The organism is Bacillota bacterium (assembly GCA_013178125.1).
Taxonomy (GTDB): domain Bacteria; phylum Bacillota; class SHA-98; order Ch115; family JABLXJ01; genus JABLXL01.
In genome coordinates, this window is the sequence record JABLXJ010000007.1 from 67,977 (window position 1) to 80,014 (window position 12,038).

General features: G+C 58.1%; 11 protein-coding genes. 1 reads left to right on the plus strand and 10 read right to left on the minus strand.

All coding sequences use genetic code 11. From position 1 onward, the window contains the following. Positions 1-69 precede the first annotated feature (69 nt). The 6 genes from HPY71_07880 to HPY71_07905 form a co-directional block, all read right to left on the minus strand. Complete coding sequence (locus HPY71_07880; GenBank protein NPV53428.1) at positions 70-363, minus strand: hypothetical protein; 294 nt, start codon at positions 361-363, stop codon at positions 70-72. A gap of 73 nt (positions 364-436) precedes the next feature. Next, entirely contained in the window at positions 437-883 is a 447-nt protein-coding gene (locus tag HPY71_07885; protein NPV53429.1) for an ATPase, read from the minus strand. Between the two features lie 31 nt (positions 884-914). Continuing rightward, positions 915-3,074: a hypothetical protein gene (locus HPY71_07890; GenBank protein NPV53430.1), complete on the minus strand. Its 2,160-nt coding sequence runs from the start codon at positions 3,072-3,074 to the stop codon at positions 915-917. 24 nt (positions 3,075-3,098) lie between these two features. Further along, complete coding sequence (locus HPY71_07895; GenBank protein NPV53431.1) at positions 3,099-4,166, minus strand: V-type ATPase subunit; 1,068 nt, start codon at positions 4,164-4,166, stop codon at positions 3,099-3,101. Further along, complete coding sequence (locus HPY71_07900; protein NPV53432.1) at positions 4,163-4,588, minus strand: hypothetical protein; 426 nt, start codon at positions 4,586-4,588, stop codon at positions 4,163-4,165. The genes HPY71_07895 and HPY71_07900 overlap by 4 nt, the downstream gene beginning before the upstream one ends. Before the next feature lie 154 nt (positions 4,589-4,742). Continuing rightward, on the minus strand, positions 4,743-6,191 hold the full coding sequence (locus tag HPY71_07905; protein NPV53433.1) for an MATE family efflux transporter: 1,449 nt from the start codon (positions 6,189-6,191) through the stop codon (positions 4,743-4,745). Between the two features lie 281 nt (positions 6,192-6,472). Between HPY71_07905 and HPY71_07910 the strand changes: the two genes are divergently transcribed. Beyond that, entirely contained in the window at positions 6,473-7,363 is an 891-nt protein-coding gene (locus HPY71_07910; GenBank protein ID NPV53434.1) for a polysaccharide deacetylase family protein, read from the plus strand. Between the two features lie 10 nt (positions 7,364-7,373). On the opposite strand, the gene HPY71_07915 is transcribed toward HPY71_07910, so the two are convergent. From HPY71_07915 to HPY71_07930, 4 genes are all read right to left on the minus strand, one after another. Beyond that, complete coding sequence (locus HPY71_07915) at positions 7,374-8,336, minus strand: sugar phosphate isomerase/epimerase (GenBank protein NPV53435.1); 963 nt, start codon at positions 8,334-8,336, stop codon at positions 7,374-7,376. Positions 8,337-8,342: 6 nt separating this feature from the next. Continuing rightward, the gene (locus HPY71_07920; GenBank protein ID NPV53436.1) at positions 8,343-9,341 is read right to left on the minus strand and encodes an ABC transporter permease; all 999 of its coding nucleotides are present in this window, start codon (positions 9,339-9,341) and stop codon (positions 8,343-8,345) included. A gap of 53 nt (positions 9,342-9,394) precedes the next feature. Next, entirely contained in the window at positions 9,395-10,378 is a 984-nt protein-coding gene (locus HPY71_07925) for an ABC transporter permease (GenBank protein ID NPV53437.1), read from the minus strand. A 138-nt stretch (positions 10,379-10,516) separates the two neighbouring features. Next, positions 10,517-12,028 (minus strand): sugar ABC transporter ATP-binding protein, encoded by a 1,512-nt coding sequence (locus tag HPY71_07930; GenBank protein NPV53438.1) that lies wholly within the window; start codon positions 12,026-12,028, stop codon positions 10,517-10,519. Between the last annotated feature and the right edge of the window lie 10 nt (positions 12,029-12,038).

Below are 12,038 nucleotides of genomic sequence, written 5' to 3' on the forward strand. Positions count from 1 at the left end.
GTCGTCAGAATTATGGGGCTGCCTCAGGCCCCATATGATGCCCTGCTATGTAGAACCCTGTCCACTGATTTAAATCCCGATAATGCTATGAACCTTCCTGGTGAGGCTCACTTCATCAATAGGGCCCCGCCTATCGGGTATCTCCACAACAAGCGGCATGATCCGCCTGCGCGCCGCTTCAACTCTTGGACGCATGGCCGCGGCCCAGCGCTCGGTAATGAGTATGAGCCCCACATCCGGGGCGGCCAGGGCCCTCTCGAGCGCCGCACCCGCCTCCTCGGGGGTATCAACATGCCACCCCTCGACCCCGGCCAGGCGGAAACCCGTTACCGTATCACGGTCGCCGATCACTATGATATTCATACCATATACCCCGCATATACTCCATGCTCGACGTATATACTCCATGCTCGAGATAGATACCCCAGCCCCAACTTCAGATCCTCGCGAGGATCATGATCGAGATTATGAGCCCGTATATTGCTATACCTTCAGCCAGGCCCACGATGATCAGAGCCCGGCCGAAAGTCTCCGGTCGCTCGCTTATGGCCCCCAGGGCCGCCGCGCCCGCGACGCCCACCGCGTAGCCGGCGCCGAGCGTCGCGAGGCCTGTGGCCAGCGCCGCGGCGACCAGCCCGAGCCCCGGTGCAGCCGCACCGACTGCTGCCTCAGGCGCAGCAAGGGCGCGGCCCGGCAGGAGAAAGCTCTTGACCATAAAGAGGACGGCCGCAAGGGCTACCGCGGACCCCAAGGTCACGATAGCGACAATGACGGCCGCAAGGGCCCTCCATCGCCCCCTCCTCGCGCCATTACCCGCCTTACCCTTACCTTTACCCTTACCATCCACCTCGCCCTGTTGTCCGCTCCCAGCGCTCCCAGCCATGGGTATAAGCACGTCGTCCTGCACGCAGGCTTCACTCCTCTCTTATCTTAAATCCCAGTCGCCAGGGATCGTAAGGCACCCCATCCCCGCTGAGGAACTTCGAAAAGAACTCGTAGAATTCCAATCTCAGGCACTGGATCCCGACGATCATCCCTTCAAGCGCTATGACCCCCGCATTCCCGAGCACGATGGCAACTGCGCTCAGGAGTCGACCGCCCGGGAGCCCCGAGATCGATCCCGCAACAGTGTAGATCGCTATGCCCAGGGCCACGTGGGCTATTGCAAACGCCGGGAGCCTCACAAAAGATATACTGTTTGTCAGGTGCCTGAGGACTATATCGAAGACCCCGAGCAGCGAGGCGAGCAATCCCGTCGACTCACCGGGTCCAGACCCGGACGCGCACCCCGCACCCGCCCCTGGCTCCACCCACCCGTCCTGTTCAATACGGCCGGTCCCGGCAGGCGGCCCTTCATACGTCACCCATCTCATTATGGGCTCCCTGAAAATGAGAACCACGAGCGATGCCGCCGCTATCAGAAGCCCGGCCCTCACCCCGGCTGCCGACCGCGGGACAAGGGCGCTATACGCCGCGCCGAGAAGGGAGAAATAAAATGCCGAGCTCGCCAGGCCGAATTCACCAAGGACGGCCTCACACACCCTTCCCTGCCTCAGATTATTAATGAAGTAGATAACCAGGCCCGCGGTATTCTGGAAGATTCCATATAGAACCCCAACAACCAGAAAAGAGCTTATATTCTCAATCGGGCGCTCCCATATGGCCGGGATAAGGCCCTCCCGCCCGAAGGCGCTTCCATAGAGCAACCCGAAGATGCTTGCCGAGAGCCCGCACAACAGGAGGAAGCTCGATGCACCCGAGAATTGCCTGAGCGCCCCCGGGGGCCTCAGGGCCAGGAGCGCGCCCAGGGCGACAATGACCAGCCCCTGGCCAAGGTCGCCAAACATGAAGCCAAACATGAATACATATGTGAGGGCAAGGAGCATTGTGGGGTCGAGTTCACCGTAACGCGGGCGCCCATATGTTATGGTCAGCCCCTCGAATGGCCTCAAAAACCCCGGATTCCGCAACAGCGTCGGGGCCACCAGCGGTGACGGCCGCTTTCGCCCATTGAAGGTGCCCCCGGGGGTGATCCCCGTGCCCGAGGTGCCGGCGCCCGGGGGAATCGCCCGCGCCTCGAACACCAGCCGGCCTGCGGTCGCCTCCTCCAGGTCCCGTTTCACCGGCTCCGCCTCATCGCTGGGAACGAATCCCGAGATGAGGGCCGTTTGTTCGGTGCCGCCGAAATGCGTGTAAAACTCCAGCACAGACCCGTTGAACCTCACACGGTCGAGCAGGTTCTGGATGGTCTTGCCCCATCGTTCTCCGAGAGCCGCGAGGTTCTTCATCTCCTGTTTTAACACCCCGTCCAGGCCGAGCGCGTCCTCCTCGAGGCGTCTGAGAGCATCCCGGGGGGTGCCGGATAGCTCCTCCCCCAGCTCGACGGGCTTGAAGTATGCCCCCTTGAGAGCGGCTCTGAGCCTCGCCTCCAGGTGCCTGAGCGTCGCCGCCGCAATAAACACCTCGTCCCTGGTAAAGGAGTAGGGAACAATCACGCTAGGCATCTCCCTCAGGCTCTCCTCCAGGCGCGCCAGGTTCGCCCTCGGCACGTGCCCGATGGTCACATAGACGAATTCGAGATCCCTGAGCCCTCCGAGGTCAATATCCAACGATTGGATTCCCGCGAGTTGCCTGCGCAGGGATTCATTGCGCTCCCTCCTCGCCTTCAAGACACTCACCCTCCCGGTGACGGCCCCCACGGCCGGCTCGATCTCCCGGTCGAGGATCGCGGCCGCATCCCCGGCCACCCGGACCGGGTCGAGGTCCACCGGCCCGCCCCCCAGGTGTATATGTGATTCACGAGATCTGCGGCCCGTCTGCGCCACCGCCGCCGGCAAACTCAGGGGAGCCGCATCAAACTCCCCCTGGATGGAAGCCAGTCTCTTCTCCAGGCCGGACAGCCTGGCCAGGGGCTCTTTGTCCTTTACCAGGTCTGTGAGCCTATCCGCCAGGCCTCCGGGGTATATATCACGGATTTCACTGATTTCAATAATATGTAAGGAAGCCCTGCGGCCCAGGGCCGCCGTTACAGTCGGGAGGTCGCGACGCAATATTAATGCCCCGATAAAGCTCATCTCTACAGGCACCCACACGCTGTCTCACCTTTTCCTGCCCTGGTCCTGGTGGATGAGAAAGGAGGCGATCTCTGTGTCCGGCATCCCATATCGCCTGCTTTCCAGCACAGTTATAATCTCATCCAGCTCGATCCGCTTGACTATCAGGTAGCCCGCCACCATGCCAAGCGAGAAAGGGCCCCGGATAATAGCCCTCCACGCCCTGCGCCATAGACGCCGCCTCAGGAGAACGTCAAGGTGAATGAGATCCAGCTGCCGGCCCCGCCGCGACTCCTCCACCAGGGCCCCGAAATCGCGGGGCAGGGCGGAGGCTATCTCAGCCGGATCCTCGGACCTGGCCACCTTCCAGAGCATCTCGTCGGTGAGCTCCAGGCCGGAGGGCGCGATATAGTTGAAGATCTCCTCCGGCTCGAGGCCGAAGTTGAACCGGTATCGTAGCACCCACAGGAGATTCCTGGCATCTATTTCTGGACCTACAGCGGCAAGCATGGACCTCCGGTCCTCATCACTAAGCACCTCGAGGCCAGCCAGGAGGCCTCTGAAATACTGTAAATCAAGCGCCACCTCTACAGGGAAAAGGGTCTTTTCGGCTCTATATCGGTCCAGGGCGTGATCGAGGGTCTCGCCGTAGGGCGAGCCCTTCAGGGCCTCCACCAGAGCGGCAACGCTCGTGGATTCCACAAGCCTGTCCACGTCAACCCTCCCGAGGGGGCCCATCTCAAAAAGGAATCCTCTCATCGCCCCGGGATCCTCGCCACCCTCGATGGCGCCAAACACGGCCTTTATGTTTGTTATCTCATAGCGCGCCATGAGCAGCGTGAGGGCCTGGCGGTGCGCCCTCCCGAGGAAGTGCCATATCCTGATGGCGTCATCGATCAGGCTCTGGCGCAGCGCATGCTCGACCTCGCGAAAGACCCGCCGCGCCCTTGGCACCTTCGCCATTGCTCCCCCGTAGGGGGTCCGCTCGAGGAATGCAAAGGCGGCTGATACATCCTCGCTCCTTGCGAGGGCGTCGACCCCCTGCGGGCCTATGAGCCTCCCTAAGAGGCCCCGGGTAATGGCCTGGGCAGCTGCTAAATCCTTGACGCTCAAACGGGACCGCCCCGCTTCCCCGGCCCTTTTCCCCCCGCATCTCCATCTCCATTTCCATCTCCAGGAGCGGCACCAGGGGAACCTCCAACAGCCTCTCCGGCAGAGCCGCCATACCAGGCTATGTGCAGCACCATATCAACGGCCTGCTCCAATCTCGCCCTGGCCCCCTCCTCCAGCATGGCATTCATCCGGGCGGCCTCCTCACGAAGGCGGGAAGCTGCCTGATCCGCCTCGCGGCGCGCTCCGGACACGAGATCCCGAGCTTCCCTGTCAGCCCTTTCGGATGCCTGCGCAACAAGGGACCGCGCATCCTCACGCGCCTGCTTCACCATGGCCTCACCCTGCTTGGCGGCGCTCTCCAGGATGTCCCTGCCCTCTTCCTCTGCCTTCAAGACTCGATAAAGGACTTCTCCGATGGCCATATATGAAATGAGGCCCCCCTACAATCGCCAATCGCCCGGGCCTGGGTCCAGCTGGATCCACCGGATCCCGGTCAAAGATTAGGGTGCCTCAACCATTCGCAGTCTATGCTCCGGGTCAATCAAACTGCTCCGGACCAATCATATCACGGGCCAATCAAACCCTCTCGTTCTTCCAAGCGCCTGTCCTGAAGCGCATATAGATTATGGCGGACCTCACGCACTGGTCAACGGCCATAGCTATCCAGGCGCCGAGCAGCTCGAGCCTGAAGACGACCGCGAGGATATAGCCCAGGACCACCCGCACGCCCCAAATCCCTATAAAGGTCGAATAGAGAGGCCATTTGGTGTCGCCCGCCCCGCGCAAGCCGCCCGCCAGGATGAACTGCGTGGACTGGGCGGGCTGAACCAATCCTATGATCTTCAAGACCATGGCCGTCTTCGCGATAACAGTGGGATCGCTGGTGTATAGGGCCGCGATCTGGCGTCCGAAGAAGAAAAACCCCGCAGCCATCGTGCCCGATACGATCATGCCGAGCTTCCGGGTCTCCAGGGCCGCTCGCTGTGCAAAGGCGTGGCTCCCCGCGCCCAGCCCCTGACCGACGAGCGTGGTCGCGGCAACGCTGAAGGCCTGGCCCGGCATGAAGGAAAGGCCGAGAATGTTCATGGCGATCTGGTGCGCGGCGAAGGTGACGGTTCCAAAACCAGCGACGATCCTCACATACGCCAGCTGCCCGCCCCTGAGGATGAACTGCTCCACCGCCGCCGGGAAGCCTATCCTCAAAATCCGTTTCACAAGGTCCGGGTCGATAGAATACCTATCCCTCAGGGACAGGGCGATAACCGAGCCCCCGCCGTAGATGACTCGCAGGATCATGGCACACGCAACGAACCTGGAGAAGGTTGTGGATATGGCGGCGCCGGCCACCCCGAGCACCGGAAAGCCCAACTTCCCGTATATAAGCGCGTAGTTCCCGATCACGTTCAAGAGGTTGGCTATGACATTGATACGCATCGGGGTCCTGGTATCCCCCGCCCCCCTTAAGGCCGATGAGAGGCTCATCGAGAGCGTGACGAAAAGCCCACCCATCGCTATGAATTGCATGTAGCTGGTCCCAAGGGGCATGACGTCCTCTGCGGCTCCCATCAGGCGAATGATATCCCCGGCCAACATATACCCGAGGACTGAAAACGCGATCCCCATTATGCAGGTGAGAATCATAGATTGCCTGGTCGTGGCATTCGCCTCATCAGGCCTTCCCGACCCTATTGCGCGGGCCACTATGGCCGTGGTGCCCACATTGAGGGCCATGAAAACAGCAAGGGCCAGGAACATCGGTTGATTGGTGAGACCCACCGCGGTAATAGCTGCAGGGCCGAGCCGACCCACCATGATCATGTCGACCATCCCGACGAGGGTTACGAGGATCATCTCGATGAGAGCGGGCCAGGACAGGGCTATGACCCTCTGCCTTATCGTCTTGACTCTTTCAATCCCGGTGCCGCCGGGTGCCTCATCCCTGGCCACTTCATCCCCGGGTGCCTCGTATCTTGCTCTATTCCCAATATCAGTATCGCACGTTTCCTCAATATCACACGTTTCCATGGTAATATTGCCAGCCCCCATTCAGCCCCCATAATGGACAGGGCTCGCTACCCACACAGCTCGCCCCTTCAAAGTCCGCCCTTTCGATTATGAGAATGATGCTATGGCAGGAAATTAACCAAATTATACTACTTATAACCCTAAGCGTCCAGTGAACGCCCTATGCCGCCTTGGAATACAACAGCCATGAAACGGGCAAGTATTAAAGGGATTAGGGAATCATCATCAGGTATTCAGGGAACGAGGGATTCAACGAAGGGTTCAAGGAGGGGTACGAAACCATGAGCGGCATGGGCGACAAGGTTCGCACGCCCAGAAAGGCCCTCTACGCAGCACTAGCACTGGCCTTGCTCGGGATCGGGATCATCTTAGGGATGGGGAGCGTGGCGCTCTGGCCCCGGATCTTTCAGTCCGCCCTCCGATGGCGATTCCTTGGAGGGCTGGCCCCGGGCGGGTTTAGCGACGGACCGGAGAAGCTCCACAGGGTCCCCGAACCGGCTGATCTCGTGAAGCTCTATCCTGACATAGTTGTGAGACAGTGGTCACCAAAATCGCCTTCCGTGGCGCTTACCTTCGACGACGGGCCTGATACCGAGTATACGCCGAAGATATTGGACATATTGCGTAAGTACAACGTCAGGGCTACCTTCTTCTTGATTGGGAAGAGCGCTGAAAGACACCCTGATATAGTAAAACGCATCGTCGTAGAGGGTCATGCCATAGGGAACCACACCTACCACCATGGCAACCTTGCAAATATGGCTCCGTGGCAGGTGGTCATGGAGCTAAAAAGGGCTAACACGGCCCTGGCCCGGATAACGAACGAATGGCCGCTGGCGGTGAGGCCGCCTTACGGGGCACTAGACCCGCTTGCGGTGGAGGCCATAGGCAGAGAGGGTTACAGGGTGGTCCTGTGGACGATCGACTCGCTGGACTGGCACGGGCTCTCGGCGGAAAAGGTGCTCGCCAATGTGATGCCGGTGCTCAAAAGCGGGGTGATCGTGCTCCATCATTCCGCGGGTGGGCCCCAGGAGGACCTCGGGGGAATGCTGGATGCCCTCCCCACGATCATAGAGACCCTCCAGCAACAGGGCTACCTCTTCGTGACGATCCCTGAAGTCCTCGAGCAGCATGATGCTGCGCGAAAAGCTATGACGCGCGAAAGGCCATGAAGTCGCCCAACTACCACCAGACCGATTTCAGCGGCTTCTTGATGATCAATGGCTTCAAGAATTCAATAGCCTTTTCGCATCCATCCTCCCTGGACATGACGGGGTCTTCATGTTCGAAGGAAAGAACATAATCGTAACCCACGCTGACCAAGGCGCTCAACACGCGGCGCCACGGCACATCGCCCCACCCGGGCACCCGGAAACGGAAACCCCTGTCCGGCCGCATCCAGCTTCCGGTCGGGATCACCCCCGATCTTCTCACCTCGTCCGGTTGAATCTCGGCATCCTTGGCATGAGCGTGATATATCCGAGAACCAAACCGCTTGATGAAGACCACAGGGTCGATCAGTTGCCATACCAGGTGGCTGGGATCGAAATTGAAGCCGAATTCCGGCCTTTCATCCAGGGCCTTAAGGGCCCGCTCTGCGGTTTCAATATTGTAAGCTATCTCCGTTGGATGGACTTCGAAGGCAAATTTGACACCATACCGTTTAAAATGATCAAGAATATACCCCCATCGTTCGGCGAACAGGTCCCATGCTCGCTCATAAACCTCTTCATTCTTTGGAGGGAATATATACCACTTATCCCAAACGTGCGACCCTACAAACCCGGTAACCACGGGAACACCCAGCTCTGAGGCGGCCTGCGCCGTCTTGATCATGCGCTCAGTCGCATACTTCACCCTTTCCTTGGAATCTTTTACGGGCGCCCATTCATCCATCGTTTCGTCCACCGGACCGAGCACCATCTGCCCTTCAGCGCCATTACCCAAGGCGGAGATCTCGAGACCGTACTTGCTCAGCAAGGATTTGACAGACTTGTCGCCTTTAATCACCTTATCCAGGTCGAGATGCCCATTATTTGCCCACGCTGGCAGCTCCACGGCCTGGTAACCGAGGGCTGAGACATAGCGGGCAACCTCTTCCAGGGGTTTATCTAGATATAAGAATGTAAATATCCCTATCTTCATTGATCCTCACCTTCCTCCTTTCCGACGGCTGGTGTAGCTGATGATCAAGATGAGTAAGAGCAAGCCAAAGGTGATTTGTCTTACTGCCTCCGTCGTTCGCAGGGCCACCAGGATGCTGTTGAGCGTGGTTAAGATTATGCACCCTGTCACAGCGCCTATGTAGTTCCCGCTTCCTCCCGCAAGAGATATCCCGCCGATAGCCACTGCAGCGATGGATGGCATGGTATATGTTGCTCCGAGATTGAGGTAGGGCGTCCCGGTATAGCTCAACACCAGCAACCCTGCCGCGCAAGCAATAGCCCCGCAGGCGCCGTATACAAATACCCGGAAACGCCGGACCATTACCCCGCTGAGTTCCGCGGTGAGGCTATTGCTCCCGACCCCATATAGGATGCTGCCCCATCTGGTTTTAGCAAGGACAAAGGTCATCGAAAGGATGGCCAGAACCCAGAGGAGGATCAGGTAGGGCACGTTGAGAACCTTCCCACTCCCGATTATCTCCAGAAACCGAGGCGCGCTCCCCGTCGGGAAGCCCCTGGTGATGATGAGCGAAGTCCCCTCCACCACGCTCGCCATGGCCAGGGTCATAATGATGGGCGGGATTTGGATATAGGAGATGGCCAATCCGCTCAGGAGTCCTATTCCCAACCCCACCGCCGGGACGAAGATGAGAGCCTTGGGGATGTTGATGTCCTGGCCGTTGAGAAGGTAGGCGGAAATCACCACCCCCAGGGAGACAACGGATCCCACGGAGAGATCTATACCCTCCTCGCCCGAAATGACCACCAGCGTCTGCCCTAGAGTGACAATGCCCAGGAAGACCGACAGCCTCAGGATCGACATGACGTGGGAAAAGCTCATGAAACCAGGGAGGATCACCTCGCCCAGCACAAAGAGAAGGAGGATGGCCAAGATGGAAATAGACAGCCTGGAGAGAAGCACAGCCCTGGTGAAACCCTGTAAAGAGACCCGTAAAAGGGTCCGATTCAACCCCTCATTGCTCATAGTTGAAACCCCCTCGGATAAAACCCCCTTGCATTAGGGGCGGCTCAGGAGGCTCAAGCGGCTGACCTCGCCCTGATGTATTTGGGTATGGCTGCGACGGCCAGGGAGAAGATGATAATGATTCCCTTCATGAATTCCTGGTAAAATGATGTAATATTGGCGAAATAAAGGACGTTGATGAGCAAGCCGAGTATCAGGGCGCCCATGATGGGCCCGGCAATGCTGCCTTTGCCGCCGGAGAAGGAAAGGCCCCCGATAATGGCAGCAGCCACCGAGTTCAGGGTATACCCCAGGCCGCTGCGGGCATCCCCGGTAGCCGTCTGAGCCACGACGCAGATAGCTGCCAGAGCGACAAAGATGCCGCTGAGCAAGAACACCTTGATCTTGGTCCAGAATACGTTGACACCGTTGGCGTAAGCAGCATCCTCATTTCCTCCGACGGCGTAGAGATGTTTGTAGAAGCGTAGCCTGCTGATGATAAAAAGAAATGCAAAGGCTCCAATTAAAAAGAGGAAAGCGGCTGGGAATTGAGGTAAGAGGTCCGTTCGATATATCTTGCCGAAGGAACTGGGGATATACCCTCCCGGGGTCGGCATGAAGTATAGAGCGATTCCGAACCAGAGGACCGAGGTCGCATAGGTGGTCAACAAGGGAGGAGGGCCAAAGTAGCTGATGATAAAGCCGTTAATGAAGCTTATAAGGAGAGAGAGGCCGATGGCGCATAAAACGGTGAAAAAAATGCTCCCCGGCGAGTCACCCATCATAGATGCCATCAATACAGTAAGAAGAGAGATGCTCGCTCCAACGGAAAGGTCCACGCATCCCCCCAAAATCACCAGCCCCTGAGCGATGCTGGCGAGAATGAGGGGGGAGAACGTGAGCAGGTTGGACTTGATCGCCCGGTAGGTAAAGAAGTTGAACTGGAGCGATGCATTGAGAATCACGATGACGATCAGGATCAAAAAGCTCGGAAACGATGGATTCTGAAGGATATTCCTCAGTGTCAGGGTATTTTTCAGAGAGGACCTCGTTCTCATTTTTCCACCTCTTGTGTTTCGCTTGTCTTCCACGGGTTATTCTATTATCTCTTGGATCCTATCTCGCGGATCTTGACTTTGCTCAGCACCCAGCACTCAACATCCAGCATCCAGCGCTCAGCACTCAGCACCCAACACTCAGCGCACCCGAAGGGAGGAGGCTACCAGCCTTTCCTCGCAAAGGCCATCCCCGCAGATCTCGTCCACGATCTGTCCCTCAAATACCGTGAGCACTCGATCACAATTCAAAATCAGCTCCTCGTTGTCGCTGGCATACAGGAGAACCGAGACCCCTTGATTTGCCAGATCGGCAATTATCCTGTAGAGATTACGCCGGGTCTCGACATCCACCCCCTTGGTGGGATCGTTGAGCAGAAGAACCCGGGGGAAGAGCGATAGCCATTTCCCCACCACGATTTTTTGTTGATTCCCGCCGCTAAGGTGGGAAACCACCATATTGGGATCGGGAGGAATCAATGACACAGCCTCGATTGCCGCCCTAGCTTCCTCTTTCAGCTGCTTGAGGGGAAGCACGAAACGTTGCCTTCGAAGCGCAAACCTGGGATAGGCCAGATTGAAAAAGGCCGTATGATTGAGAAAGAGGCCCTCCCTTTGACGGTCTCCCGGGACCAGAAAAACTCCATTCTGAATAGCATGCCGGGGGTGCTTGATGTTTACAGTCTGCCCGTTGATCCTGATGCTTCCCGAGCTTTTCCTCAAGTAACCAGCCAGGATGAGCAGTATTTCCTCCTGACCCTGGCCGTTGAGGCCCCCCAGCCCCACCACTTCCCCCCTTCTAATCTGGAAGCTGATATTGTGCAGCTTATCCCTCCTGCACAGGTTCTCCACCTCCAGGCAGGTGGGGATGTTCTCGAGATTCCTGGAGGGAGACCTCCGGTGAGCCCCGCTCTCTTCCCCGTTCTCCGCTTTTCCAGTAATGAGCGAGACCACGAGCTTACCGTCTCTCGGTTCATGATGAAAGTCGACTCCGCCCACGGTCCGCCCGTTCCGGAAGGCTATCAGCCGGTCGCATATGCGGGTGATCTCCCAAATGCGGTGGGAGATGAAAATCACCGATGTCCCGCTCTCCTTCAATTGGAGAAGCTTCTCGAACAGCATCTCGACGTGCTTAAACCCTAAAGAGGCGGTAGGCTCATCCAGGATCAAAATCCTGGGTCTCCTGGAGAGCGCCTTGGCGATCTCGAGAAGCTGTTTTTCGGCGGGGGTCAGGTTGACCACCTTTTGATGGATATCGATGTTCACCTGGAGCTCGTCAAGCGCCTTTTGTGCGTTTTCCAGAGCGCGATCCTCTTTCAAAATGCCAAGCCAGGTGGTCTCCTCGCGACCCAGATTGATATTCTCCCAGACGCTCATTTCCGGGATGAGGCTCAGGTTCTGGTGCACCATGGATATCCTCAGTTTTTCGGCATCGAGGTGCGATGTGAAGTTGATCCGCCTGCCGTAGAGATACAGCTCTCCCCCGTCGGGTTTGAGCAGGCCGCTGATGATGCGGGCAAAAGTGGTCTTGCCTGAGCCGTTCGCTCCCACCAGGCCGCAAATCTCGCCTTCTTTGAGGGAAAAGCTGGCGTCAGCTAAGGCGACCACGCCATCAAAGGCTTTGAGGATGTTTTTCGCTTCCAGGATATACATAAGTGCCTCT